Raw genomic sequence first — 25,120 nt, 5'->3', positions numbered from 1 at the left:
GGTTGCCGGGCTGCCGAGGTGCCGGGGTGCCGGGGTGCCCGAAGGCGGACGCGCAGCGCGTCAGAGGCTGAGTTCCGGCACATCCAGGCGGCGGCCCTCGCGGGCCGAGCGCAGGCCCAGCTCGGCCAGCTGCACGCCCTTGGCGCCCTCCAGCAGGTCCCACTGGTACGGCGCGCCCGTCACGACGTGCTTGAGGAACAGCTCCCACTGCACCTTGAAGCCGTTGTCGAACTCGGCGTTGTCCGGCACCTGCTGCCACTGCTCACGGAACTGCTCGGTGGCCGGCAGGTCCGGGTTCCACACCGGCTTCGGGGTCGAACCACGGTGCTGGATACGGCAGTTGCGAAGGCCGGCGACCGCGCTGCCCTCGGTGCCGTCCACCTGGAACTCCACCAGCTCGTCCCGGTCCACCCGGACCGCCCACGAGGAGTTGACCTGCGCGACGATCCCGCCCTCCAGCTCGAACACGCCGTACGCCGCGTCGTCCGCTGTCGCCGGGTACGGGCGGCCCTGCTCGTCCACCCGCTGCGGGATGTGCGTCGCCGCGTGCGCGTACACCGAGCGGACCGGGGCGATGATGCCGTCCAGCACGTAACGCCAGTGCGGGAACATGTCCAGGATCATGCCGCCGCCGTCCTCGGCCCGGTAGTTCCAGGACGGACGCTGCGCGTCCTGCCAGTCGCCCTCGAACACCCAGTAGCCGAACTCGCCGCGCACCGACAGGATGCGACCGAAGAAGCCGCCGTCCACCAGCCGCTTCAGCTTCAGCAGGCCCGGCAGGAACAGCTTGTCCTGCACCGCGCCGTTGCAGACCCCGGCCTCCCGGGCCAGACGCGCCAACTCCAGCGCCGCATCCAGCGACTCGGCAGTCGGCTTCTCCGTGTAGATGTGCTTCCCGGCGGCGATCGCCGCCTTGATGGCGGACTCGCGGGCCGGGGTGACCTGCGCGTCGAAGTAGATCTCCGCCAGCGGGTGCGCCAGCGCCTCGTCCAGCGAGGTGGTCCAGTGCGACAGGCCGTGGCGATTCGCCAACTCCTCCAGCTTGGCGGCGCTGCGCCCGACCAGGATCGGCTCCGGCCACAGCACCTGGCCGTCGCCCAGCGGCAGACCGCCCTGTTCGCGGATGGCCAGGATCGAGCGCACCAGGTGCTGGCGGTAACCCATCCGGCCGGTGACGCCGTTCATGACGATGCCGATGACCCTGCGGGACATGGGGGGTCCTTTCCGTGGGCGGAGATGGTGGTGAGGTGGAACGACAGGAGATGGAACGACAGGGGTGACGGGCGCGGGTCGGCCGGTGGAGCGGGAAAGCGCTTACCGTTTGCGCCCGCCGGGCGTGGCACGGCGGTGCGGGAAAGCGCTTTCCGGCTCGGCCGGCCGACCGGCCCGTCGTGGTGTTCGAGGGGTGGGTCGAAGGTGCTGCAGAAGCCCTGTGCGGCTTTGTGCAGACTGCTGGAAAGCGCCTTCCATGCTGGCCGCGCAAGACCCTTGGAAAGCGCTTTCCATGCGCCGAGGCTAAGCGGCCCGCCCGCCCCGGTCAAGGAGCTGTGCTCGCCTCGGTCGACCGGGCCGGGCCGGGCGGTACCCTGTCCCTCGATCATCGGCGAGCAGGGCGAGGGAAACGGGGAGCAATCGGGTGGCTGTCACTCTCGGAGATGTGGCGCGGCACGCTGGTGTCTCGCTGGCCACCGCCTCCCGGGCCCTGAACGGCTCGGCGCGGTCGGTGACGGAGGAACTCTCGGCGAAGGTCCGGGCGAGTGCCGACGCCCTCGGCTACCTCCCGAACGCGCCCGCGCAGGCCCTGGCCCGCTCGTCCGGCGCGACCATCGGGGTGCTGCTGCACGACGTCGCCGACCCGTACTTCGGCGGGATCGCCCGGGGCGTCGGCGACGCGGCCGCCCGGGCGGGCCTGATGTCGCTGGTGACCAGCACGGACGGCGACCCGCGGCGCGAGCTGGAGGCGATCCGGATGCTGCACGCGCACCGGGTCCGGGCGATCGTGCTGGCCGGGTCGGCGTACAACGACATCGCGGTGCTCCAGCAGCTGGACGAGGCGCTGACGGCGTATCAGGAGCAGGGCGGTCGGGTGGCCGCGATCACCGATCACGGCCCGCTGTACGACACCGTCGAGGTCGCCAACCGGGAGGGCGCCGCCTCGCTCACCCACTCGCTGGGCCTGCTCGGCCACCGCCGCTTCGCGGTGATCACCGGCCCCGAGCGGATGCGGGTCGCCGAGGACCGCCTCGACGGCGTCCTCGACGCCCTGCGCGAGAGCGACCTGACGCTGGGCGAAGGGATGCTCCAGCGCACGGAGTTCACCCGGGAGGGCGGTCGCGCCGCGATGGCCCGCATCCTGGACGTCGCCCAGGAGAGTGGAACCCCGCTGCCCACCGCCGTGCTCGCCCTCTCCGACATCTGCGCCGCCGGCGTCCTCGCGGAGCTTCGCGACCGGGCCATCTCCGTCCCCGAGCAGATCTCGGTGGCCGGCTTCGACGACATCCCCCTCGCCACCGACCTCGCCCCGGCCCTGAGCACCGTCCGCCTCCCGCTCGCCAAGATGGGCGCGTCCGCCGTCCGCCTCGCGCTGCGCGAGAGCGGCCGCGGCAAGCCCGAGACCAGTTCCGCCTTCGCCGAGGTGGTGCTCCGCGACAGCACGGCCGCGCCCAGGACCGACTGACGCGGCGTCGGAGTCGCGCCGGTCGGCCCGGTTCCGGGGCGTCGGCCCGGCGTGCGAGCTCCGCCACGAACCCGTGCTCGTCGGGCTCCTGTTCGCGCGCCGGCGTCGGGCGGGTAGGTTGCCCGGCATGGCTTCGCGTGTGACGCCCGGTGCCTCCGGGGCGATTCGGCGGTTTGCCGGGTGGCTCGCCCGGGGGGTCGGTGGGGCATCCGATGTCGGAGGGGATCGACTACTGGGCGGAGCTGCGGGATTCGCCGTCGCAGGCGGAGGTCTGCTTCGCCGTCTTCGTGAACGTCCTCGAACTGGACGCGCAGGGGGAGCCGGTCAACGAGAAGTACGCCGAGCGGCGGGCGGCGACGTGGCTCTACCAGTACTGCACGGGGGAGTTGCCGCCGGGCGAGGCCGCACTGGAGGCATGGGAGTGCGAGCTGCACTGAGGTCGATCGTCAAGGCGGGCCTGCGGCACGGGTGTTGGTGCCGGGATGGAGCGCGAAAGTCGATTGCGCGTGGCTGCGGGCGATCTGGGCGGGGCGGGCGCGGGTGAGCGAGAGCTTCTGGCGACTGTACTTCGTGGTGCTGGTGGACGGCGAGCCGGTCGGGATGCAGGACCTGGTGGGGGCCGACTTCACCAGGTTCGGAGTGGTGTCCTCGTTCTCGTGGCTGGTGCCCGGGCGGCGCGGGGACGGGATCGGGAAGGAAATGCGGTCGGCCGTCCTGCACTTGGCGCTCGCGGGGCTGGACGCGCGTGAGGCCGAGAGCGACGCCTTCGCCGACAACCACGCGTCCAACAAGGTGTCCCGCACGCTGGGCTACGAGCCGAACGGCACCACGTGGGACACCCTTCGCGGGGAGCTCGCGCCGATCCAGCGCTGGAGGCTGACGCGGGACGCCTGGGAGCAGGGCCGCCGCGACGACATCGAACTGGTCGGCGTCGAGGAGTGCCGGCCGGCGCTGGGCCTCGGCTGAGCCGTGCTCAGGCGTCCGCCGGGGCGCCGGCCAGCAGATCGGCCGCCGACCGGTGGATCACCGGCGCGACCGGAAACCTCGGCCGGCACCTGGTCCGCGCGCTCGACGCGACCGGCGCCGAGCTGCGCCTGCTGGCCCGCGACCCGGCCCGCGCGGCCGCGCTGCCCGCCCGCGCCGAGCACGTGGTCGGCGACCTGGGCGAACCGGCCACGTTGGAAGCCGCGTTGGCGGGCGTGGAGAAGCTGTTCCTGCTCACGCCGGGCATCGGCACCGCGCACGCCGAGCACGCCGTCGCCGCCGCCCGGGCCGGGGGAGTGCGGCACCTGGTGCACCTGTCGTCCGCCACCGTGCTGGGCGGGCAGCGGGACGTGATGGGGCGCTGGCACCACGCGCGCGAGGAGATCGTGCGCGCCGGCGGCGTCCCGGCCATCGTTCTGCGGCCCGGAGGATTCATGGCCAACGCCCTGGAGTGGGTGGGGACGATCGGCGCGGACGGCTACGTCCTGGACCTGGTCGGTCCGGGCCGGATCGCGCCCATCGACCCCGAGGACATCGCGGCCGTCGCCGCCGTCGCCGCCAAGGTCCTCACCGAGGACGGCCATCAGGGCGCCGAGTAGGTGCTGACCGGCGACGAGTGCCTGACGGTCGCCGAACAGGTGCGGATCCTCGCCGCAACCCTCGGCCGCAGCATCGAGGTCCGTACGGCCCGCACGCCCGGCGAGGCCGTCCGGGCGCGCTTTCCGGACGGCGCGCCCCGGGCGCTGGCCGACGCCCTCGTCGAGGGGTTCAGGCTGATGCGGGCCGACACCGTGGGCCTGCGCACCGACACCGTGGAGCGGCTGCTCGGACGCCGGCCGGGCTCGTTCGCCGCCCGGTGTGCACGCAACGCCGACGTATTCCGATCGTCGAACCCGGCCTGACTGACAGAAGGGGTCGACAAGTGCACGGAGACGGGCAACTCCGGTCGGTCGCGTGCACGAAGCGACAGGCCGGAGTTGCCGTTCCGTCAGGACCGCCCGGCGGAGAGGTGGTGCTCCAGCTGCTGCTGGTTGACGACCAGGCGCAGGCACAGGTGCCGGAACTGTGCGAGCTCCTCCGGCGTGAAGCCGCGGAAGATCGCCGACATGGCGCGCTGGGTGGGCAGCCGGAACGCGTCGAGCCACTCGCGGCCGGCGGGGGTGACGGTGACGCGGACGGAGCGCCGGTCCTCGGGGTGCTGGACGCGGCGGGCCAGGGACTCGCGTTCCAGGGTGTCGACGAGCCCGGTGACGTTGCGGGAGCTGACGCCGGCCGCCCGGGCCAGTTCGCCGATGGTCAGACCGCCCTCGTCGGCGTTGCCGAGCCGGGTGAGCAGATCGAGGGCCCCGGTGCTCAGCCCGCGGCCGCCCGCGCCGTGGGCGCGCAGCCGGTCGACGGCCTGGGAGGCGGAGCGGACGGCGGCGGCGGCCTCCAGCGCCAGGGTGTCGTCGCCGAGGGCGAAGGCGCGCATCGATTCGCGCACGCCGGGGTCGTAGAGGTGGCCGTCGGGGTCCTCGGCAAGGGTGGGTTCGGGAGCGGGTGAGTTATGTACGTCCTTCAACATGAAGCAGTACCCTAACTGCCGCGGGCCTTCCGGTCCACCCCTGGCCGAGGGGCGAGGTGCGATCAACAGCCCATAACAGAAAGCATCTTGACGACCGTTGCGATGCGTTCCGCCGTTCGGCGCAGCGACGCGCCGCCGGGGGTGCAGTGGGCGCGCGGGAAGACCGGGGTGCTCGCTAGCGTCCGAAGCCGAGAGGACGTCGGGGCCGAACGCCGCACGAAAAGCACCAAGCCGCGCCGGGCCGTCCCGGGCCGCGCAGCGCCGCCCGGGCCCGACCGTCCGATCGACCACCGGATCGAGCTGTCGAGTGCTGGGAGAGTGCGCGTGGCCGTGACACCGCCGCCCCCCGGGGCCGCCGGGGGCCCCTCCGCGGCGGACGGCCCGCCGCCCTACCGTCGGGGCGCCGTGCGGGCGGGCCCGGCGCCGGGCGAGACGCACTCGCCGACCGGCCGGGCCTCGCTGGTGGCCGCCGCGGCGAGCATGCTGCTCGTGCTGGCGATCCTGCTCGGCAGCCGGGGCCTGCGGGACTTCGACTCGGCGCTGGTGCCGTACGCGGTCGCCTCGGTGTTCCTGACCTTCGGCGTGGTGTACCGCTACACGGTGTGGGTCTCCGCCCCGGCCGCCCGCCGGCTGTTCGTGGAGGGCTGGCGCGCGGCGCTGTCCTGGGAGAACCTGCGAAACTCGCCGACCGCGCTGCCGAGGATGGCGGCCACCTACCTGGGCTTCCAGAAGTTCCTCGGCGCCCGCTCGCACGCCCGCTGGGCCGCTCACCAACTGATCTTCTGGGGCTGCCTGTTGGCGGCGGCCATCACCTTCCCGCTGACCTGGGGCTGGTTCACCTTCACCTCCTCCGGCGCGAGCGGCCCGGGCTACGAGATGCGGCTGTGGGGGCTGAAGCTGTTCGGCTTCGACTCCGGCAGCTTCCTCGGCTGGGCGCTCTACCACGGCCTCGACCTGGCCGCGGTGATGGTGATCGGCGGCGTCGGCTACTTCCTGTGGCGGCGGGTGCGGGACCGGGCGGCGACCACCGGCCAGCGCTTCGGCTACGACTTCCTCCCGCTGCTGGCGCTGCTCACCATCTCGGTGACCGGCCTGCTGCTGACCTTCTCCGAGATGTTCCTGCACGGCGGCGGTTACGAGTTCCTGGCGGTCCTGCACATGGTGTCGGTGGTGCTCACCCTGGTCTACCTGCCGTTCGGGAAGTTCTTCCACATCGTGCAGCGCCCGGCCGCGGTCGGCATGCAGCTGTTCAAGTACACGGCGCGGCGCAGGGGTTCGGACGCCGAGGAGCTGCGGGCGTGCCGCCGCTGCGGGCAGCCGATCGACACCGTCGCCGCCGTCGACAACCTGCGCGCCACCATGCGCGACCTGCGGCTCGGCTTCGACGAGTGGGCCGAGTACTGCCCGCGCTGCAAGCGGGTGCTGCGCGGCTCCGCGTACCTGTCGAGCGTCAAGCGAGGCTTCAAGTGACCGACGATGTCGAGCGAGGGCCCAAGTGACCGCCGAGCACGTTCCGTTGGACCCGAGCGTCGCCCCGCTGGGGACGCGCAACTTCCGCGATGCGGGCGGCCTGCCCGCTGCTGCCTGGCGGGCCGACCAGACCGAGCAGACCCTCGTCCCCACGCACTGCTGCTTCTGCGGCATCCAGTGCGGCATGTACCTGCGGGTGGACGGCCGCGGCAAGGTGTTCGGGGTGGAGCCGCGCAACCACGACATCAACCGAATGCGCCTGTGCCCCAAGGGAATCAACGCCTACCAGCAGGTCAACCACCCGGACCGGCTGACCGCGCCGCTGATGCGCCGGGACCGCAACCAGCCGCTGCGTGAGGTGAGTTGGGACGAGGCGCTGGAGTTCACGGTGGGGCAGATCGGCCGGATCCAGCGCGAGCACGGCCGGGACGCGTTCGGGATGCTCGGCGGCGCCAGCCTGTTCTCCGAAAAGACCTACCTGGTCGGCAAGTTCGCCCGGGTAGCACTGCGGACCCGGCACGTCGACTACAACGGCCGGCTGTGCATGGTGAGCGCCGCGGGCGCCAACAAGCTGGCCTTCGGCATCGACCGGGCGGCCAACCCGTTCGCCGACATCCTGCAGACCGACTGCCTGCTGATCGCCGGGTCCAACGTCGGCGAGTGCTTCCCGGTGCTGACCCAGTACGTGTGGGGCGCCCGGGACCGCGGCGCGACGCTGATCGTGGTCGACCCGCGGGAGACCGCGGTCGCCCGCACCGCCGACATCCACGTCGCGCTCAAGTCCGGTACGGACTCCGCCTTTTTCAACGCGGTGCTGCAGGTGATCGTCGATGAGGGGCTGACCGACGAGGCGTTCCTGGCGGCGAACACCACCGGCTGGCCGGAGGTGAAGGCCGCCGTCAAGGCGTACCCGCCGAGCCGGGCCGCCGGGATCTGCGGCGTCCCCGCCGAGCAAATCGTCGACGTGGCAAGGGCGTTCGGCCGAGCACGGCGGGCGATGGGCTGGCACGCGCGCGGCATCGAGCACCACACCCAGGGCGTGGAGAACTGCCTGACCGTCATCAACCTGTGCACCGCCACCGGCAACCTCGGCCGCCCGGGGGCCGGTTACGGCACGCTGACCGGCCAGGGCAACGGGCAGGGCGGCCGCGAACACGGCCAGAAGTCCGACCTGCTGCCCGGCGGCCGCTCCATCAACGACCCGGCGCACCGCCGGCAGATCGCCGCGATCTGGGGCATCGAGGAGGCCGAACTCCCGCCCGCCGGAACGTCGATGATGGAAATGGTGTGGCAGATGCAGCGCCAGGAGATCCGCGGCCTGATCGGCGTCTGCAACAACCCGTTCGTCTCGCTGCCCAACTACGCGGTGGTGAAGGACGGTTACGACAAGCTGGAGTTCCACGCCCAGTTCGACTTCTTCCTCTCGGAGACCGCGGCCAACGCGCACGTGGTGTTCCCGGTCACCACCTGGGCCGAGGACGAGGGCGTGATGGCCAACGCCGAGGCCCGCGTCGTCAAGCACAACAAGGCGCAGGAACCCCCCGAGGGGGTGCGCACCGACACCTGGGTGATGTGCGAACTCGCCCGACGCCTGGGCGTGGGAAGCAAGTTCGCCTTCGAGGGATCGCGCGAGGTGTTCGACGAACTGCGCCGCGCCTCGGCCGGCACGGTGATCGACTACTACGGCATCACCTACGAGCGGCTGGAGCAGACCGGCGGCCTGGTGTGGCCCTGCCCGGGCCTCGAACACCCGGGCACGCCAAGGCTGTTCGAGGACGGCAGGAGCTACCACCCGGACGGGAAGATCCACCTCCAGGCGGTCGAGTGGCACCCGCCCGCCGACCCGTACGACGACGAGTTCCCGATGACGCTGACCACCGGCCGCACCGTCGCGCACTTCCTGTCGGGCAACCAGACCCGCCGGCTGGGCGCGCTGGTCGAGCAGACGCCGCGTCCGTGGGTGGAGGTGCACCCCTCGCAGGGCTTCCGCAACGGCGAACCGGTGCGGGTGGTCACCCGCCGGGGCAGCGAGGTGCTGCCGGCGCTGGTCACCGAGGCGATCCGGCCCGACCACGTGTTCGTGCCCTACCACTGGCCGTACCCGGTGGCCGCCAACGAGTTGACCATCGACGCCCTCGACCCGCGTTCGAAGATCCCCGAGTACAAGGTGTGCGCGGTGCGGATCGAACGCGCCCGGTCCGTCGACGAGGTGCCCGCGCCGCCCACCCCGCCGGGCCACGAGGCGTACCCGGAGGCCCAGGCGTCGCGGACCGACCCGCTGCCGCCGACCTCGCCGCAGGGCCGCGGCACCGGAGAGAGGGGCTGAACCGCGATGCTGGGACGCACCATCTTCATCGACCCCGGCCGCTGCATCGGCTGCCAGGCCTGCGTGTCGGCGTGCCGCGAATGCGACTCGCACCGCGGCAAGTCGATGATCCACCTCGACTACACCGACGAGGGCCGCACCACCGCCTCGCTGCCCACCGTGTGCATGCACTGCGAGGACCCGGTCGCCCCGTGCGCCGAGGTCTGCCCCGCGGATGCGATCCTGATCACCGCCGACGGCGTCGTCCACGAGGCCGACCCGACCCGCTGCATCGGCTGCGGGAACTGCGTCAACGCCTGCCCGTTCGGCGTGCCCAAGATCGACCTGGCGGCGAAGCTCCAGATGAAGTGCAACCTCTGCTACGACCGCACCTCCTACGGCCTGGCCCCGATGTGCGCCACCGTCTGCCCGACCGGCGCCCTGTTCTACGGCACCGTCGAGGAGTTGCAGGCCGAACGGCCCGGCGTGGACGTCTCCACCGCGTTCACCTTCGGCGCCACCACCGTCTCCACCGGCGTCGCCATGGTCGTGCCGCCCGAGCGCCGCGCACCCGTCCCCGGCGGCCTGCTGAACCTGATCGAGGTCAACGGGCGTCCCACGCCCGGGAACGGAGCCCCGGCGTGACCAGCCCCACCGACCCGCCCGAGCCGGACGGCGCCGAGGACCGCCACCGGGCCGAACAGGCCGCGCTGCGCGAACGGATCAGCGCCGACCCGCTCACCACCCGCCGCGACTACCTGCGGATCGTCACCACCGTCTCCGGCGGCCTGGTGGTCGGCTCCACCGTCGTCTCCGCCGGCGTGCTGCACCGCCACGGCGACGGCAGCGCACCCCCGTTGAAGGTCGCCGACCGGCTGGAACGCGGGCAGGCGGTGAGCTTCGACTACCCCGGCGAGGACGACCGCGCGATGGCGATCCGGCTGCCCGACGGCACCCTCGTCGGCTACTCCACCGTCTGCACCCACCTCGCCTGCGGCGTGCTCTGGCGACGCGACCACGGACCCGAAGGCGACCTCTACTGCCCTTGCCACGAAGGGAAGTTCGACTCCCGAACCGGCGTGGTGACAGCCGGACCGCCGCCCCGGCCGCTGCCCAAGGTCATCGTGGTCGAGGACGGCCAGGGCGCGGTCTGGGCGATCGGCACCGCCCGCTCCGGCGAGGACGAACAGGCGGGCCTGTGCCGGGGCCTGCGCCAACGCAACCCGGCACTGGCGGACGCCGCCGGCTGCCCGAACCGGAAGAGCGGCCGATGACCCACCAGCGCAGCGAGTCGACCGAACGCGGGGGCGCCCGGTGAGCCACTTCCCCGAGGGCTACCACCCCGGCAGCGACGAGCCGCGCCTCAACCGGCCCATCCACGAACGCTATCCGCAGATCCGGCCGACCTCCGGCTACGCCGACGCCCGGGTCACCGCCACCGGCCCTGGCCCCGGCGCGGGCACCGACCAGCAGCCGGAACGCTCCGCGATCCTCTCCGCCCGCGTCGGCCTCGCCATCACCGTCGTCATCGGCCAACTGTGGGCCCTCACCGTCGCCACCGACGCCTGGATGCGCGGCGAGATCGCCACCGCCTGGTGGTCCACCGGCTTCAGCGCCGCGTCCTTCCTGGTCGTCCTGCTCGCCTGGCGCATCTCCCCGCACGACCGCTGAGCGCACCACAGCGCACCACAGCGCACCGCTGCCACCGCTGCCGCGCTGCCCGCCGCTGAGAGTGCGGTGCCCGGAATGTGGTGATACCTCTCGAAGGACCTGTGGAAAGGGAGCCCCCGATGGACGACTATCCGTTGCTCAACCTGTTCTGGACCATGCTGTGGTTCTTCCTCTGGATCCTCTGGCTCTTCCTGCTGTTCAAGGTCGTCACCGACATCTTCCGCAGCCACGACATGGGTGGCTGGGGCAAGGCCGGCTGGACGGCCTTCGTCATCCTGCTGCCCTACATCGGCGTCCTCGTCTACCTGATCGCCCGCGGCAAGTCCATGGGCAACCGCGACCGGGCACTCGCCATGCAGGCCGAGAGCGGCTTCCAGGACTACATCCGCAAGGCCGCCGGCACCGAGAACCGCGACGCCGGACCGCGGCACGTCGACGAACTCGCCCGGCTCGCCGACCTGAAGAACAGCGGCGCCATCTCCGAGGACGAATTCCGCGTGGCCAAGGCCAAACTGCTCGCCTGAGAACCCGCCGAGAGGCGGGCGGGAGGAGGACCCGCGGGGTGCCGGACACACCACTGACACCCGAGGTGTTCGACCGTGCCGTCGTGGCGATCGCCCTGACCGCCGGCCGCGAACACCGCCTGGTGTACACCAACGACGCGTTCCGAGAGCTGTTCGGCGACCGCCCGCTCGGCATCCCGGCCCGTGAGGTGTTCCCGGAACCGGGCGCCGAGCGTTTCGTCGCCACCCTCGACGCCGTCCTCACCTACGGCATCGCCCGACAGGTCACCGCCCCACGCACCCTGACCTGCCCGGAAGGCGGCACCGTCCACCGGCACTTCGTGTACTCCTGCTCGCCCGCCGGCACCTCCGAGGGCCCCGGCATCCTCGTCGCCGCCATCGACACCACCGCCGAACTGCACTCCGCCCTCGAAGCCGAACGCCTCTCCGTCGAACGCCTGCAGACCCTGCGGCGCTACGAGGCACTCATGTCCGCCGCCTCCCAGATGGTGTGGCTGGTCCACACCGACGGCACCGCCGACGAACTCGTCCCCGGCTGGCAGGCCCTCACCGGACAGCCGTTCCCCGAAGCCGCCGGCACCGGCTGGCTGGACGTCATCCACCCCCAGGACCGCGAAGAGGTCGCCGCCCGCTGGGCCGACGCCGCCCGCGACCTGCCCACCCCGTTCGAACACGTCTTCCGGATCCGCGGCCGGGACGGCGGCTACCGGCACGTCCGCGCCCGCGCCGTCCCCATCCTCCGCGACGGCGGGCCCGCCGAATGGATCGGCACCACCAGCGACATCGAGGACCAGTGGCGCAACCGCCTGCGCGAACGCCTGCTCGCCCGGGCCGGCGCCGTCACCGATGCCGAACGCGCCGACGACGCCTTCGCCGCCCTCGCCGCCACCCTCGTCCCCGACCTCACCGACGTGTGCGCCGTCTACCTGCTGCGGGAACCCGACGCCGCCGGCGGCGACGTCGTCGCCACCCGCGTCGCCGCCGTCGCCCGCCCCGGACTGCCCCCGCTGCCCCCCATCAACCGGCAGACCTTCACACTCGGCGAACGCGCACGGAAAGCGGTTTCCGACCGTACCCCCGTGGTGATCGAATTCGGTCACGGCAGCGTCCCCGGCGGCAGCCTCCCCGAGATCTCCGTCCGCTGGCTGATCCGCGCCCGCGCCACCAGCCTCACCCTGCTGCCGATCGTCGTCGACGGCGCCGTCGTCGCCCTCGCCGCCACCGCCGACTGCGAAGGCGCACCCCCGCCCGGCCCCGCCGACATCGACCTCCAGCACGAAGTCCTGCAACGCGCCCAGGCCCCCCTGCGACAGGCCCTCGCCCTGCAACGCGCCCGCCACACCGCCGTCGTCCTGCAACGCGCCATGCTCACCACCCCGCCCCGGATCGGCGGCGCCGACCTCGCCGCCCGCTACCGCCCCGGCAGCCGCAACGCCGAAGTCGGCGGCGACTGGTACGACGCGTTCACCCTCCCCGACGGCTCGCTCGCCATGACCATCGGCGACGTCGCCGGCCACGACCTCGCCGCCGCCACCACCATGGGCCAACTCCGCGCCATGCTGCGCTCCATCGCCTACACCCGCCCGCACGGCCACACCCCCGCCGACACCCTGCGCGAACTCGACACCGCCGCCGAAGGACTGGGCCTCGGCACCTTCGCCACCGCCGTGCACGCCCGCCTCACCCGGCACGGCGCGGACGGCGCCTGGGAGGTCGAGTGGAGCAACGCCGGCCACCCGCCGCCCGTCCTCGTCCCCGTCACCGGCCCGCCCCGGCTGCTGACCGCCGAGGACGCCGATGTCCCGCTGTGCGTCGACCCGCGCCGCCCGCGCGTCACCCACCGCGACCCGATAGGACCCGGCGAAACGCTGCTGTTCTACACCGACGGCCTGGTCGAAGTGCCCGGCGAACACCTCAACGAGGGCATCGCCCGGCTCTGCGAAGCCGCCGCCGAAGCGCGCCATCGCCCGCTCGCCGAGCTGTGCGAACACCTCACCGGCCGGGTCGCCGACGTCCGCGACGACATCGCCATGATCGCCTTTCGGCCCACGCCGGCGACCCGTTCGACCACGACGACCCGTTCCGCCACGACGACCCGTTCCGCCACGACCAGCCGCCCCGGCCCGGCCACCCGGCCCGCGCAGGCCCGCCCGACAGGAGACCTGCCGCGATGAGCACCCGCAACAGCGACACCGACCACGCCCGCCGCGACGCACCGGGCGACGACGACCCGGCGCTGCTCGACGCCGTCTTCACGCAGGCCCCGCTCGGCCTCTACCTGCTCGACCACGACCTCCGGCCGGTCCGCCGCAACGCCGTCGCACGCGGCGGCGACACCGGGATCGGCGGCCACTGCGCCGGCGACTTCGCCCCCGGCTACGACGCCGCCGAACTCGAAACCCTCGCCCGCCAGTCCCTCCAGGACGGCGAATGGATCCGCGACCGCCTGATCCGCGGCCTCGCCCCCGGCGACCCCAGCAGCGACCGGGTCGGCGCCGTCTCCTGCTTCCCGGTCGAATCCCCCACCGGCCACCGCTACCTGCTCGCCATCATCGAAGACGTCACCGAACGGCAGGCCGCCCTCGACCGCCTCGACATCCTGCACACCGCACACCGCCAACTCGGCGCCTCCCTCGACGCCATCGGCTCCGCCGAGGAACTCACCGACGTCGCCGTCCCCCGCCTCGCCGACATCGCCACCGTCGACCTGCTCGACGAACCCCTGCGCGGACTGCCGCCCCACGCCGGACCCGTCGACCCCACCGCCCCGCTGCGCCGCGCCGCTTTCCGGGCCACCCGCGGCCCCGGCCGCGGCATCGGCGAGAAGGGCCCCATCCCGCGCGGCGAACTGTCCACCTACGGCGCCCCCACCCCGTACAGCCAGGTGCTCCACGACGGACGGGCCCGCCTGGTGCGCGGGCTCCGCGGCGACGAGGACTGGCTGACCGCCGACCCCGCACGCGGACGCCGGCTCACCGGACTCGGCGTGCACTCGATGATCGTCGCGCCGCTGACGGCCCACGACACCGTGCTCGGCCTGCTCACGCTCTACCGGGACCGGCGCACCGACCCGTTCGAACAGGCCGACCTCGACCTCGCCGTCGAACTGGCCTCGCGCGGCGCGCTGTCCATCGACAAGGCCCGCAGCTACGCCCGCGAACGCTCCATCGCCACCACCCTGCAACGCCAACTTCTACCCAAGGAACCGCCCGAACTGAGCGCCGTGGAGACCGCGCAGGTCTACCTGCCCGGCGTGGTCGGGCCCGGCGGCGACTGGTACGACGTCGTCCCGCTGTCCGGCGCCCGGGTCGGCCTCGCCATCGGCAGCGTCAACGGCACCGGCATCGAAGCCGCCGCACTGATGGGCCAACTCCGCACCGCGCTGAGGACCTTGGCCGTGCAGGACATGTCGCCGGACGAGTTGCTGGTGCGCCTCGACGAGACCGCGCGGGTTCTGACCGACGAGCAGCGCAACACCCTGCCGCCCGGCGCGGACCGGCTGCCGGACGGCCTGGCGTCCTGCCTGTACCTGGTGTACGACCCGATCGCGCGGACCTGTGTCGCCGCGTCCGCCGGACACCCCGGGCCGGTGCTGGTCGGCCCGGACGGCGAGGCACTGCCGTTCCCCGTCGAGCGCGCGCTGCCGCTGGGCTGCGGCGACAAGTGCTACGAGACGACGACCCTCGAACTCGCGCAGGGCAGCGTGCTGGCGCTGTACACCGGCGGGCTGATGTCCGGCTGGCCCCGCACCGGCGAATCCGGCGTATCGGGCGCATCCGGCGAGGCGGACGAGCCGGGCGGGGCGGACGAGCCGGGGGAGCGGTTCGGGGCGCGCCGGGCCGTGCTGGAACGGGCGCTGGTGCGGGCCGGGGAGGAGGAGTTGCGCGAACTGTGCGACCGGGTGGTGTACGCGCTGCTGCCCGAACAGCAGCGCGAGGACGCCGTACTGCTGCTGGCCCGCACCCGGGCGCTGCCGGACGAGCAGGTCGCGGTGTGGACGCTGCCCGACGACCCCGCAGTGGTGCGCACCGCCCGGCGGCTGGCCGAACACCAGCTCGCCGCCTGGGGGTTGGAGGAACTGGACTTCGTCACCGGCCTGATCGTCAGCGAGCTGGTCACGAACGCGATCCGCTACGGCGTGCCGCCGATCCGGCTGCGGTTGATCAACGACCGCGGCCTGATCTGCGAGGTCTCCGACGCCTCCGCCAGCACCCCGCACCTGCGACGGGCCAAGAGCACCGACGAGGGCGGTCGCGGGCTGTACATCATCGGGCGGCTGGCCCAGCGCTGGGGCACCCGGTTCGGCCGGCACGGCAAGACCATCTGGGCGCAGCAGGACCTTCCGGCCGACCGGCCTTAGCAGGCAAGGGAGTTCGACGGCCGGGCGGCGCTGCGGAGGTGCCTCGCGGGGGGTGCTTCGGGGGTGTGCTCCGCGGAGGTGCTTCGGGGCGCCGCCCGGTGGGACGTCAGGGGCGGGCCTTGGGGGCGTTCTCGGCGGTCTTCGCCGGGTCCGACACTGCGACGGGCGACAGGACTTCGTCCATCCGGGCGAGCAGCTCCGGCTCCAGCTTCACGCCGGCGGCCTTGGCGTTCTCGGTGACCTGCTCCGGCCGGGAGGCGCCGATGATCGCGGCGGACACGTTGGAGTTCTGCAGCACCCACGCGACGGCCAACTGGGCCAGCGACAGGCCCGCCTGGTCGGCGAGCGGGCGCAGCAGCTCGACGCGCTCCAGCACGTCGTCGCGCAGCCAGCGGGCGACGAAGTTCGCGCCGCCCTTCTCGTCGGTGGCCCGGGAGCCCGCCGGGGGCTGCGCGCCGGGCCGGTACTTGCCGGTCAGCACGCCCTGCGCGATCGGCGACCACACGACCTGGCCGATCCCCAACTCCTCGGAAACGGGGACGACTTCACCCTCGATGACCCGCCACAGCGCGCTGTACTGGGGCTGGTTGGAGACGAACGGGATGCGCAGCTCGCGGGCCAGCGCGTGTCCGGCGCGGATCTGGTCGGCCGTCCACTCGGACACGCCGATGTACAGCGCCTTGCCGGAGCGGACCACGTCGGCGAACGCCTCCATGGTCTCCTCCAGCGGCGTGGACGGGTCGTAGCGGTGCGCCTGGTACACGTCCACGTAGTCGGTCTGCAGGCGGCGCAGCGAGGCGTCGATCGACTCCATGATGTGCTTGCGGCCCAGCCCGCGGTCGTTGCGGCCGGGACCGGTCGGCCAGAACACCTTGGTGAGGATCTCCAGTCCCTCGCGGCGCTCGCCCTGCAGGGCCCGGCCGAGGACCGACTCGGCGCGGGTCTCCGCATACACGTCGGCCGTGTCGAAGGTGGTGATGCCCGCGTCGAGGGCGGCCCGGATGCACGCGGCCGCGGTGTCCTCCTCGACCTGTGAACCGTGGGTGAGCCAGTTGCCGTAAGCGATTTCACTGACGATCAGGCCGCTGCGGCCCAGGTGACGGAATTCCATGATCTGTACGGTACGTCAGCCGACGGCTCCGGTGGGTACCATCGCCGTGCCGCGGGAACCGGGAGCGGGCCGGTGCGTGCGGGCGTGCCGGCGTCGACCCCGACGGCGGCGCGGAGTGACGACCTGGACGAGGACGACAGTGAGTCTGTGACGGTATTGCCGGCGGGGCGGGCGGACTGTCCCGACCGGAGAAGAGGAACCGTGACCCACCCGCAGGCGATGCCCGTCGTGCACAGGCCCGCCGGCCGGGCGCCCGAGCCGGCCCGGTGGAACCGGCAGCGGCTGCGCAGCAACAACGAGTGGCTGCTGCTGGAACTGCTGCGCACCGGGGGCCCGTCCTCGCGGGCCCAACTCGCCCGTGACACCGGCCTGTCGAAGCCGACGGTGTCCGCGGCGCTGGGCTCGCTGGAGACGGCCGGGCTGGTCCGGGAGGCGGGCACGCTGGCCCCCTGCCGGGGTCGCACCGCTGTGCTGTACCGGGCCGACGCGGGCGCGGGGTACGTGCTCGGGATGGACGTCGGCCGGGCCCGGCTGCGGGTCGCCGTCGCCGACCTGGCGGGCCGGGTGGTGGCCCGCCGGGACGTCCCGAACCGGGCCAGGACCGGGCCGGGCGTCGCGGACGCGCTGGTCGCCACCGCCCGGGAGACGCTCGCCGACGCCGCGCTGGCCGAGGGCGGTGGGGGCATCGGTGGCCCGGGTGTGGGCTGCGGGTCGGTCGAGGGCGGTGTGGTGCGGGCGGTGATCGGCAGCCCCGGCGTGTGGGACGAGCGGCGGCGGGTGATGCGGCACGCCGCACACCTGCCCGGCTGGGCCCGGCCGGGCCTGTTCGACCGGATCGAGGACGGCCTCGGCATGCCCGTGCAGGTCGCCAACGACGCAAACCTGGCCGCCCTCGGCGAGTACACCTACGGTGCGGGGGCGGGCAGTTCGGTCTTCGCGTACCTACTGGTCGGCACGGGCGTCGGGGTGGGCCTGGTGCGGGACGGCGAGCTGTGGACCGGTGCGCACGGGGCGGCCGGCGAGATCGGGACGCTGCAACTTCCCAGACCCGTCGGCGATCTGACGATTCGTCAGGATGTGCTGCTGGAGGAGGTGGTGGCGGCCGACGCGGTGGTCGGCGAGGCGTGGCGGCTCGGGCTGACCAGTGTCGGCACCGCCGAGGAGGTGTGCGCGGCGGCCCGGGCCGGCGATTGGGCCGCACGGGAGGCGATATCCCGGCAGGCGCAGCAACTCGCCTTCGCGGTGGCCGTGGTGGCGGCCGTCGCCGACCCCGAGCTGCTCGTGCTGGGCGGCGGGCTGGGCCGCAGCGCGGACCTGCTGTTGCCGCTGCTGGAGGAGGCCCTGCACCGCACCTGCGAGCTGCGGCCCAGGGTGGTGGCGAGCACGCTCGGCGAGGACGCGGTGCTGCTGGGTGCGGTGGCGACGGCGCTGGAGGCGGCCCGGCTGGAGGTGTTCGTGCGGCGTACCGCCCCGGCGTGAGTGCGCTGGCGTGTTCGCGGCTTTCCGGGTGGCTTCCGGGTGGCATTGCGGGCGGCTTTCCGGTGGCGGGGAAGGGGCGGAGGTCGCCCCGCGGGGGCCTTTGGGCCCTACCGGAGCGGCCCGCCGGAGGCGCACGCTCAAGCCAGGGACACGTGCAACGCGACGATGGATGCGGCGAGGAGTGATCCGCGATGGTCGAGTCGACGGCTGGTACGAGGGGCGGACCGGGGGCGGCACTGAGCGTGCAGGAACTACGGGTACTGGTGGCGGCGGCCGGCGCGGCGCCCTCGCTGCACAACTCCCAGCCCTGGCAGTTCCGGGCGACCGATGACGGCCACGGCGTCCTGGTGTTCGCGGACCCCGACCGGGCCGTCCCGGTCGCCGACCCGGACGGCCGGGGCATGCTGCTGTCGGTCGGCGCGGCGCTGTTCAACCTGCGGGTCGCGGCCGCCCGGCAGGGCCTTCCGGTGGACGAACTGGAACTGCTGCCCGGACCGTTCGACGCGCACTCCCCGGTCGCGGTGGTGCACTTCGGGCCGCGCGGAGTCCCGTACGAGACGGCCGAGTTGGCGGGAGCGATCGCGCTTCGGCACTCCAGCCGGGAACCGTTCAACAACCGGGACGTGCCCGAGTCGGTGGTCGGTGAGCTGATCGCGGCCGCCGCCGCCGAGGATGCCGTTCTGGACGCGCCGGAGGAGGCCGAGACGCGCCGGGTGCTGGCCCTGGTCGCCGAGGCGGAGGCCCGCATCGTCGCCGACGCCGCCCGCCTTGCGGAGACCGGTAGTTGGCTGCGCGGCGAACCCTCCGCCGACGGCATCCCGGTGGCGGCGCTCGGGCCGCAGGACCACGAAGCCCGCGTCCCCGTACGGGACTTCACCGGGCACGGCCCGGTCCGCTCGCAACGCTTCGAAGCGCTCCCGCAGTTGGTGACGATCTCCACCCGCGGCGACACCCCGGCCGACTGGCTGCGGGCCGGCCAGGCCATGGAACGCGTCTGGCTGGTGGCGACCGCGCACGGCGTCCGGGTCTCCGTGCTCCACCAGGCCGTCGAACTGCCGGACACCCGGTGGCGGCTGCGCAACCCCGAATCCGGCGTCGGCACCGTGCAGTTGGTGCTGCGGATCGGCTACGGGCCGCGTGGGTCGGACACCCCGCGTCGCGAGGTCGAGGAACTGCTGGGCGGCAGCGTCCCGGCGTCGTGAGCGTGGCTGGGTGGCTGCCCGGTTGCCCGGTTGTTCGGTTGCCCGGTTGTTCGGCGGATGTGGGGCTCGCGTCGTCGGCGCCGGGGCCATGACCGGGCGCACCGCGCTCATCTCATGTCACCTCATGACCGGTCAGCCCGTCTCGGCCAGTCGTGACTCGGCGACCGCGAGGCCGGCGATGGCCGCGAGCATCAGCGCCGTGCCGATGACCGTGGGCGCGGTGAGCCGTTCACCGAGGAACAGTACGGCGAGTACCGCCGCGCTGACGGGCTCGATGAGCATCACCACCGAGGCTGTGGCCGCCCGCACAGCGCCCGCTCCGGCGAAGTACAGCGGATAGGCGAGCGCCGTCGTGACGGCGGCGACGTAGAGCATCAGCAGCACGACGTGGCCCAGGTGGGCGGTGTGCGGCACGAGACCCTCGCCCCAGGCGAAGGGCGCCATGACGGCCGCGCCGACGGCGAACGACCCCACCGTGAGGGTGTAGGGGTCCTCGCCGGCACCGTGCCGTCCCGTCCACCGGCCAAGGAGGTTGGAGACGGCGTACCCGGCGGCAGACAGCAGCGCCATCCCCACGCCGACGGGATGGACGACACCGGCCTGGTTGCCCAGGACCAGGATCGCAAGGCCCGCCGGCGCGCCGGTGACCGCGAGCAACCCGGCACGCCCGATGCGCTCACCCAGGAACAGGCGCCCGCCGGCGGCGGTGAGAACCGGGGCGGCCCCCAGCGCGACGATGGTGCCCACCGCCAGGCCAGTGTCTTGCACAGCGGCGAAGTAGGCGGTCTGGAAGACCGCCAGACCGACGCCCGTGCCCGCGAGCAGCAGGGTCCGGCGGCCCAATGCCTGCGACGTCCGCGACGGCCGCGACGTCCGCGACGTCTTGCGGCCAGGACGGAAAGCCTGGGCCGCGAGCAGCAGCGCCACGCCGGTCAGGAAGCGCCAGAACGAGACGGCCATGGGCCCGAAGTCGCTGGACCGGTAGACGATGTCCACGGCGGCCCCGGTGGTGCCCCAGGTGATGCCGGCGAATGCCAGGTAGGCAAGGCCGCGGCGCACAGATCGGTGCGCCGACACAGGGGCGGGTGGAATTGCAGCAGCAGTTTTCGACACGGAAGGAATCTCCAGACGGAGCAGATGGCCGTGGTCTCGCGTCTGCGGGCACAACCAATCAGCGCGTCGCGGCCGTTGGCCTACCTACGCGCCGGTGTCGATGGCGACCCGCCTCAGCGGACGGGAGGCGAGAGAACTGCCGGGAAAGACATGCCCGTTACTGTATGGCACCGCAGATCGAGGGCCCTCTCCTCCTGATCCCGGCGAATGGGCCGGCCCACGGGCTCGCCGCCGGCTGCACAGCGCGCTGTCGGATCCATCGGTCGTCAGAGCACCAGGGCGTTGAGGACGAGGCCCAGCGACGCGAGCTGGTCCTGTCCGAACCAGCTCGGCCGGGGTCCGGCGGAGGCAGACGACGGGACGGGTTTGCCGAGGAAGAAGCCCTGGTCGCGGCCTCGGTCACTCAGAGGAACTCAGTAGAACTCGCGGGATGTCGCACACGCCGGGGGCCGGGGGCCGGGGTCAGCGGGTGGCGGTGGCGAGTAGGGCGGTGTGGGGGAGGGCCAGGGTGCCGTTCGGGGTGCGGAAGGTGGTGGCGAGGCGGTCGTAGTGGCGGCGGGCCTCGTTGCGGGTCTCGGGGGTCTGGGCGAGCAGGGTCAGGCCGATGGTGGCGACGCCGGAGGCCGGGCCTGCCCACCAGTCCTCGGCGGTGGTGCGATGGTCCCAGGAGAGGGTGCGGCAGGCGGCGTCCTGCAGGCCGGCGGCGGTGAGGAGGGCGGCCAGGCCGTCCGGGGTGCGGGGGAAGTCATCGGCCGGGTCGAGCGGCCCCAGGTGCGGCGGACGGACCGCGCCGGCGGCCTGGAGGGCCTGCGGGATCAGCGTCTGGCCCGGGCCCGGGGTGCCGGACCAGATGGTCACGGCGAGGCGGCCGCCGGGGCGCAGCACCCGGCGGAGTTCGGCCAGGGCGAGTAGCGGGCGGCCGACGTGGTTGAGCACGAAGTTGGCGACCACCGCGTCGAACTCGGCGTCCGGGAACGGGAGTTCAGGCAGCGCTGCGAGTTCGATCCGGGCGGACGGGACGGCCCGGCGGGCGAGCTGGACCATGCTCGGCTCGGCGTCCACCGCGGTCACCTCCGCGCCGCGGGCGTGCGCCGCCGCCGCGACCGTGCCCGGGCCGGTGCCCACGTCCAGCAGACGGGTGCCCGCGCCGAACACCCCTGCGGCGTCCAGGAGTTCCGGCACGGTGTGGGCGCACAGCCGCCCGAACGTCGCGGCGTAGGCGTCGGCCCGCCCGGCCCAGGCCGTGCGTTCGTTGGCGTCGAATCTCGTGGTGGACGGCATGCTGGTTCCCCCCTGAACTCGTCGGTCGGTGGGTGTTCATAGCCCGGCCGGGCGGGGCCGTTCAGGCCCCGCGGCGCTGCCACGCACCGCACTGACGTATCCGTTCACCGAGGTCGTCGGGGGTGTCGGGGGTGCCGGGGGTGCCGGGGGAGTTCGGGGGAGTTCGGGGGTGTTCGGGGCGAGTGCCGCGTGGGTGAGGCGGAGGGCCGGACCGAAGTGGGCGGCGCGGAAGCCGCTGGGCACAGCGGATTTTGCCGCCGCTGCCGGATTCTGCTGCCGCAGCCACCGACAAATTTTTTTGTCTTGACAGGTTTTCCGGTCGGCGCGATGCTGGAGTCGTCCCCGGAAGCCGCCGGGGCGCCGGGAACGGAGGGTGGAGAGGTGCTGGATGTCGCAGTGATCGAGGAGGCCGCCGCGGCCGAGGCCTCGCTCGACCCGATACGGTCGCGGATCCTCGCCGCCCTCGCGGAGCCCGGCTCCGCCGCCATGCTGGCGGGCCGGCTGGGGCTGCCCCGGCAGAAGGTGAACTACCACCTGAAGGAGCTGGAGCGGCACGGCCTGGTCGAGCTGGCCGAGGAACGGCGGAAGGGCAACGTCACCGAGCGGGTGTACCGCGCCACGGCCGCCTCGTACGTGATCTCGCCGAGCGCGCTGGCCGCCGTCAGCCCGGATCCGGACCGGTCGCCCGACCGGCTCTCGGCCCGCTGGCTGCTGGCGCTCGGGGCCCGCCTGGTGCAGGAGGTCGGATCGCTGCTGACCGGCGCGGCCCGGGCCGGCCAGCGGGTGGCGAGCTTCGGCATCGACGCCGAGGTGCGGTTCGCCTCCGCAGCGGACCGGGCGGCGTTCGCCGAGGAACTCTCCCAGGCCGTGGCCGGCCTGGTCGGCCGCTACCACGACGAGACCGCGCGGCAGGGCCGAAGGCACCGGGTGGTCGTCGGCCTGCACCAGATCCCCGACCCGGCCCCGGCCCCGGCCACCGACACCGACCGGCCCGACGCACCGCAGGAGAACCCCCGATGACGCATCCCTTCGAGATCGAGCAGGAGATCGTCCTGCCCGCAGACCCGGAACAGGTCTGGGAGGCGATCGCCACCGGGCCCGGCATCGAGTCCTGGTTCATGGGCCGCAACGAGGTCGAACCCCGCGAAGGCGGCATCGCCGCGATGGACGTCGGCGGCCACCGCGAGGAGGCGGTGATCACCGCCTACGAGCCCGCCAAGCGCTTCGCCACCCGGACGGGCACCGCCGACGACGGCCGGTTCATGGCCTTCGAGTACCTCATCGAGGGGCGCGAGGGGGGCAGCACCGTGCTGCGCGTCGTCCACAGCGGCATGCTCGGCGACGACTGGCAGGACGAGTACGACGCGCTGCGCCGCGGCTGGCCGTTCCACCTGCACACGCTGCGCGAGTACCTGGCGCACTTCCCCGGCCGCACCGGACGTCCGGTCTTCGCCGTGGCGCAGGCCGCCGGGCAGCCCGCACGGTCCGCGCTCGCCCGCGCCCTGTCACTGCCGACCGCCGCCGCCGTCGGTGACCGGGCACACGTCGAGCCGGCCGGACTGCCGCCGCTGGACGGCGAGTTGACGTGGTCCGACGAGGAGCGGTTCGAGATCCGCACCGCCGACGGGCTCTACACCTTCCACCACGGCGGCGGCCCGGTGCTGATGTTCCACCACCTCTTCGACGGGGGCGTGGCCTCCGCCGCGGCGGAGGCCGGGTGGCAGCGCTGGCTGACCGACGTCCTGGCGGCACCCGGGCGCACCGGGCACTGAAGCACCTGTACGACGACGAAGGAGAGCACCATCATGCGCACCCTGATCAGCACGGCTTTCATCTCGCTCGACGGCGTCGTGGAGGCCCCGGGCGGAGAGCCCGGCTACCGCAACGCCGGCTGGACGTTCAAGGACATCGAGTTCCTCCCCGAGGCGTTCGAGCTCAAGGCGCGGGAGCAGGAGGAGTCCGACGCGATCCTGATGGGCCGGGTCAGCTACGAGGCGTTCAGCCCGGTCTGGCCGGAGATGGCGGAGTTCGCGCGCTACCGGACGCTGCCGAAGTACGTCGTGTCGACCACCCTCGGCGAGGACCAGCTGGTCACCAACTGGGGCGAGACCAGCATCCTGCGCTCGCTGGACGAGGTCGCCGCGCTGAAGGAGACCGAGGGCGGTCCGATCATCGTGCACGGCAGCGCCACCCTGAACCAGGGCCTGTCCGACGCCGGGCTGATCGACCGGTACCACCTGCTGGTCTTCCCGCTGCTGCTCGGCGCCGGCAAGCGGCTGTTCAGCGCCACCGACAAGGACGCCCAGAAGCTGGCGCTGGTCGAGCACGAGGTCTACCGCAACGGCGTGCAGAAGCAGGTCTTCGACGTCGTCCGTTGAGTGGCCCGCCGAGCGGTCCGCCGCGCGGCGGAGCGGCCGATCGGCCGGGCAGCATGCCACCGCCCGCCGTCGACATCGGTCGGCGGCGGGCGGTGGCGCGTTGGCGTGTGTCGGCGGCGGTCAGCCGCGGGCGGTGCGGGAGCGGCGGAATTCGAGGGCGAGCGGGAGCAGGGAGACCACGACGATCACCGCGATGGCGGGGAGCAGGTAGTGGTCGACGTTGGGGATGGTGGAGCCGAGCGCGTAGCCGCCGAGGATCAGGCCGACGGTCCAGACGAGGCCGCCGACGGTCTGCCAGAGCGCGAAGGTGCGGGTGGGGACGCCGAGGGCGCCGGCCAGCGGGTTGAGGACGGTGCGCACCACGGGGACGAAGCGGGCCAGCGTGATCGCCTTGGCGTGGCCGTAGCGGGTGAGCAGCTCCTCGGCGCGCTGGGCGCCCTCGTGCAGGCGGCGGTTGCGGGAACGTTCCAGCAGGGCGCGGCCGCCCTTGCGGCCGAGCAGGTGGCCGACCTGGGCCCCGGCGAGGGCGCCGATCACGGCGGCGACCAGGACCTGCGGCAGGCTCAGGTGCGGGCCGGAGTGCAGGCCGGGCGTGCAGAGCAGGCCGGCGGTGAACAGCAGGGAGTCGCCCGGCAGGAAGAAGCCGATCAGCAGGCCCGTCTCGGCGAACAGCACGGCGGCGATGCCGAGCGCGCCGAAGGCCGCCAGCAGCGAGGATGCGTCGAGCGGGTTGACCGCCAGCAGGACGGAGTGGGCGTACACGGCGTGGCCTCCGGGGCGCTCGGTGTCTACATGCGAGTAGACCGTCTACGCGACTGTAGACGATGTTGGTGGGGGAGGCGCAACCGCGGCCCGTCGGAAGCCGAGAATGCCGGAAGCCGAAAGCGTTGGAAGCCGGAAACGCCGGAAGGGCGCGACCGTGATGGTCGCGCCCTTCCGGGGCGGTGGCGGTGGGGCCGTCAGCCCGCCTTGACCTTGCTGGTGAGTTGGGGCAGGACGGT

24 protein-coding genes are annotated in these 25,120 nt (G+C 73.2%); 18 read left to right on the top strand and 6 right to left on the bottom strand.

The window, feature by feature from the left end; all coding sequences use genetic code 11:
* Window positions 1-60: 60 nt before the first annotated feature.
* Complete coding sequence (locus AMK19_RS04795; protein WP_073808430.1) at window positions 61-1,212, bottom strand: Gfo/Idh/MocA family protein; 1,152 nt, start codon at window positions 1,210-1,212, stop codon at window positions 61-63.
* A gap of 445 nt (window positions 1,213-1,657) precedes the next feature.
* Between AMK19_RS04795 and AMK19_RS04790 the strand changes: the two genes are divergently transcribed.
* The 5 genes from AMK19_RS04790 (at window position 1,658) to AMK19_RS36410 (ending at window position 4,563) form a co-directional block, all read left to right on the top strand.
* Complete coding sequence (locus tag AMK19_RS04790; protein WP_198953212.1) at window positions 1,658-2,677, top strand: LacI family DNA-binding transcriptional regulator; 1,020 nt, start codon at window positions 1,658-1,660, stop codon at window positions 2,675-2,677.
* A gap of 149 nt (window positions 2,678-2,826) precedes the next feature.
* On the top strand, window positions 2,827-3,114 hold the full coding sequence (locus tag AMK19_RS04785; protein ID WP_443134987.1) for a DUF7677 family protein: 288 nt from the start codon (window positions 2,827-2,829) through the stop codon (window positions 3,112-3,114).
* A gap of 31 nt (window positions 3,115-3,145) precedes the next feature.
* Entirely contained in the window at window positions 3,146-3,643 is a 498-nt protein-coding gene (locus AMK19_RS04780; RefSeq protein ID WP_083646499.1) for a GNAT family N-acetyltransferase, read from the top strand.
* Window positions 3,616-4,260: an SDR family oxidoreductase gene (locus tag AMK19_RS36415; RefSeq protein ID WP_198953206.1), complete on the top strand. Its 645-nt coding sequence runs from the start codon at window positions 3,616-3,618 to the stop codon at window positions 4,258-4,260. Before AMK19_RS04780 ends, AMK19_RS36415 begins: the two co-directional genes overlap by 28 nt.
* Window positions 4,261-4,563 carry a hypothetical protein gene (locus tag AMK19_RS36410; RefSeq protein ID WP_198953203.1) on the top strand — a complete coding sequence of 101 codons (303 nt, stop codon included), beginning with the start codon at window positions 4,261-4,263 and terminating at the stop codon, window positions 4,561-4,563.
* An 86-nt stretch (window positions 4,564-4,649) separates the two neighbouring features.
* Here the strand turns inward: AMK19_RS36410 and AMK19_RS04770 are convergent, their stop codons facing one another.
* A complete protein-coding gene (locus tag AMK19_RS04770) occupies window positions 4,650-5,225 on the bottom strand; it encodes a MarR family winged helix-turn-helix transcriptional regulator (RefSeq protein ID WP_073808427.1) in 576 nt (191 codons plus the stop codon).
* Between the two features lie 330 nt (window positions 5,226-5,555).
* Between AMK19_RS04770 and AMK19_RS04765 the strand changes: the two genes are divergently transcribed.
* The 8 genes from AMK19_RS04765 (at window position 5,556) to AMK19_RS04730 (ending at window position 15,555) form a co-directional block, all read left to right on the top strand.
* Window positions 5,556-6,695: an MFS transporter gene (locus AMK19_RS04765; protein WP_443134992.1), complete on the top strand. Its 1,140-nt coding sequence runs from the start codon at window positions 5,556-5,558 to the stop codon at window positions 6,693-6,695.
* Between the two features lie 25 nt (window positions 6,696-6,720).
* Window positions 6,721-9,021, top strand: coding sequence for a molybdopterin oxidoreductase family protein (locus AMK19_RS04760; protein ID WP_073808425.1), 2,301 nt, complete (start codon window positions 6,721-6,723; stop codon window positions 9,019-9,021).
* A 6-nt stretch (window positions 9,022-9,027) separates the two neighbouring features.
* Window positions 9,028-9,645: a 4Fe-4S dicluster domain-containing protein gene (locus AMK19_RS04755; RefSeq protein WP_073808424.1), complete on the top strand. Its 618-nt coding sequence runs from the start codon at window positions 9,028-9,030 to the stop codon at window positions 9,643-9,645.
* Window positions 9,642-10,274 (top strand): QcrA and Rieske domain-containing protein, encoded by a 633-nt coding sequence (locus AMK19_RS04750; protein ID WP_073808422.1) that lies wholly within the window; start codon window positions 9,642-9,644, stop codon window positions 10,272-10,274. The genes AMK19_RS04755 and AMK19_RS04750 overlap by 4 nt, the downstream gene beginning before the upstream one ends.
* Before the next feature lie 40 nt (window positions 10,275-10,314).
* Window positions 10,315-10,671, top strand: a complete 357-nt coding sequence (locus AMK19_RS04745; RefSeq protein WP_073808421.1) for a hypothetical protein — start codon at window positions 10,315-10,317, stop codon at window positions 10,669-10,671.
* A 119-nt stretch (window positions 10,672-10,790) separates the two neighbouring features.
* Window positions 10,791-11,195 carry an SHOCT domain-containing protein gene (locus tag AMK19_RS35845; protein ID WP_073808420.1) on the top strand — a complete coding sequence of 135 codons (405 nt, stop codon included), beginning with the start codon at window positions 10,791-10,793 and terminating at the stop codon, window positions 11,193-11,195.
* Between the two features lie 38 nt (window positions 11,196-11,233).
* Window positions 11,234-13,369 (top strand): SpoIIE family protein phosphatase, encoded by a 2,136-nt coding sequence (locus AMK19_RS04735; protein ID WP_073808419.1) that lies wholly within the window; start codon window positions 11,234-11,236, stop codon window positions 13,367-13,369.
* Window positions 13,366-15,555, top strand: coding sequence for an ATP-binding SpoIIE family protein phosphatase (locus AMK19_RS04730; protein ID WP_073808417.1), 2,190 nt, complete (start codon window positions 13,366-13,368; stop codon window positions 15,553-15,555). The genes AMK19_RS04735 and AMK19_RS04730 overlap by 4 nt, the downstream gene beginning before the upstream one ends.
* 106 nt (window positions 15,556-15,661) lie before the next feature.
* Here AMK19_RS04730 and AMK19_RS04725 read toward each other — a convergent pair whose 3' ends face one another.
* Window positions 15,662-16,666, bottom strand: coding sequence for an aldo/keto reductase family protein (locus AMK19_RS04725; RefSeq protein ID WP_073808416.1), 1,005 nt, complete (start codon window positions 16,664-16,666; stop codon window positions 15,662-15,664).
* A gap of 219 nt (window positions 16,667-16,885) precedes the next feature.
* On the opposite strand from AMK19_RS04725, the gene AMK19_RS04720 reads away from it, so the two are divergent.
* Both AMK19_RS04720 and AMK19_RS04715 read left to right on the top strand, forming a co-directional pair.
* Entirely contained in the window at window positions 16,886-18,145 is a 1,260-nt protein-coding gene (locus AMK19_RS04720; protein WP_073809470.1) for an ROK family transcriptional regulator, read from the top strand.
* Window positions 18,146-18,336: 191 nt separating this feature from the next.
* Window positions 18,337-19,347 carry an Acg family FMN-binding oxidoreductase gene (locus tag AMK19_RS04715; RefSeq protein WP_073808414.1) on the top strand — a complete coding sequence of 337 codons (1,011 nt, stop codon included), beginning with the start codon at window positions 18,337-18,339 and terminating at the stop codon, window positions 19,345-19,347.
* Window positions 19,348-19,479: 132 nt separating this feature from the next.
* Here AMK19_RS04715 and AMK19_RS04710 read toward each other — a convergent pair whose 3' ends face one another.
* Window positions 19,480-20,439 carry a DMT family transporter gene (locus tag AMK19_RS04710; RefSeq protein WP_073809467.1) on the bottom strand — a complete coding sequence of 320 codons (960 nt, stop codon included), beginning with the start codon at window positions 20,437-20,439 and terminating at the stop codon, window positions 19,480-19,482.
* Between the two features lie 483 nt (window positions 20,440-20,922).
* Window positions 20,923-21,741: a class I SAM-dependent methyltransferase gene (locus AMK19_RS04705; RefSeq protein WP_073808413.1), complete on the bottom strand. Its 819-nt coding sequence runs from the start codon at window positions 21,739-21,741 to the stop codon at window positions 20,923-20,925.
* Between the two features lie 381 nt (window positions 21,742-22,122).
* Between AMK19_RS04705 and AMK19_RS04700 the strand changes: the two genes are divergently transcribed.
* The 3 genes from AMK19_RS04700 to AMK19_RS04690 are packed head-to-tail and all read left to right on the top strand — an operon-like array spanning window position 22,123 to window position 24,119.
* Window positions 22,123-22,761, top strand: coding sequence for an ArsR/SmtB family transcription factor (locus AMK19_RS04700; RefSeq protein ID WP_073808411.1), 639 nt, complete (start codon window positions 22,123-22,125; stop codon window positions 22,759-22,761).
* Window positions 22,758-23,513: an SRPBCC family protein gene (locus AMK19_RS04695; RefSeq protein WP_073808410.1), complete on the top strand. Its 756-nt coding sequence runs from the start codon at window positions 22,758-22,760 to the stop codon at window positions 23,511-23,513. The genes AMK19_RS04700 and AMK19_RS04695 overlap by 4 nt, the downstream gene beginning before the upstream one ends.
* 33 nt (window positions 23,514-23,546) lie before the next feature.
* A complete protein-coding gene (locus AMK19_RS04690; protein WP_073808408.1) occupies window positions 23,547-24,119 on the top strand; it encodes a dihydrofolate reductase family protein in 573 nt (190 codons plus the stop codon).
* Window positions 24,120-24,239: 120 nt separating this feature from the next.
* Here the strand turns inward: AMK19_RS04690 and AMK19_RS04685 are convergent, their stop codons facing one another.
* Window positions 24,240-24,881, bottom strand: a complete 642-nt coding sequence (locus AMK19_RS04685; protein ID WP_073808407.1) for a DedA family protein — start codon at window positions 24,879-24,881, stop codon at window positions 24,240-24,242.
* Window positions 24,882-25,120: the final 239 nt, after the last annotated feature.

Origin of the sequence: Kitasatospora sp. CB01950, from assembly GCF_001905465.1 — a bacterium.
Classification (GTDB): Bacteria; Actinomycetota; Actinomycetes; order Streptomycetales; family Streptomycetaceae; genus Kitasatospora.
The sequence above is the reverse complement of the archived record's forward strand: the minus strand, read 5'-3'. Positions and strand labels throughout refer to the sequence as shown.

Excerpts from the sequence above, each read along its gene's own strand:
- AMK19_RS04690 (WP_073808408.1), top strand. The coding sequence starts at position 23,547 with ATGCGCACCCTGATCAGCACGGCTTTCATCTCGCTCGACGGCGTCGTG.
- AMK19_RS04755 (WP_073808424.1), top strand. The coding sequence starts at position 9,028 with ATGCTGGGACGCACCATCTTCATCGACCCCGGCCGCTGCATCGGCTGC.
- AMK19_RS04705 (WP_073808413.1), bottom strand. The coding sequence starts at position 21,741 with ATGCCGTCCACCACGAGATTCGACGCCAACGAACGCACGGCCTGGGCC.
- AMK19_RS04770 (WP_073808427.1), bottom strand. The coding sequence starts at position 5,225 with ATGTTGAAGGACGTACATAACTCACCCGCTCCCGAACCCACCCTTGCC.
- AMK19_RS04730 (WP_073808417.1), top strand. The coding sequence starts at position 13,366 with ATGAGCACCCGCAACAGCGACACCGACCACGCCCGCCGCGACGCACCG.
- AMK19_RS04715 (WP_073808414.1), top strand. The coding sequence starts at position 18,337 with ATGGTCGAGTCGACGGCTGGTACGAGGGGCGGACCGGGGGCGGCACTG.
- AMK19_RS04795 (WP_073808430.1), bottom strand. The coding sequence starts at position 1,212 with ATGTCCCGCAGGGTCATCGGCATCGTCATGAACGGCGTCACCGGCCGG.
- AMK19_RS04725 (WP_073808416.1), bottom strand. The coding sequence starts at position 16,666 with ATGGAATTCCGTCACCTGGGCCGCAGCGGCCTGATCGTCAGTGAAATC.
- AMK19_RS04695 (WP_073808410.1), top strand. The coding sequence starts at position 22,758 with ATGACGCATCCCTTCGAGATCGAGCAGGAGATCGTCCTGCCCGCAGAC.
- AMK19_RS35845 (WP_073808420.1), top strand. The coding sequence starts at position 10,791 with ATGGACGACTATCCGTTGCTCAACCTGTTCTGGACCATGCTGTGGTTC.
- AMK19_RS04720 (WP_073809470.1), top strand. The coding sequence starts at position 16,886 with ATGCCCGTCGTGCACAGGCCCGCCGGCCGGGCGCCCGAGCCGGCCCGG.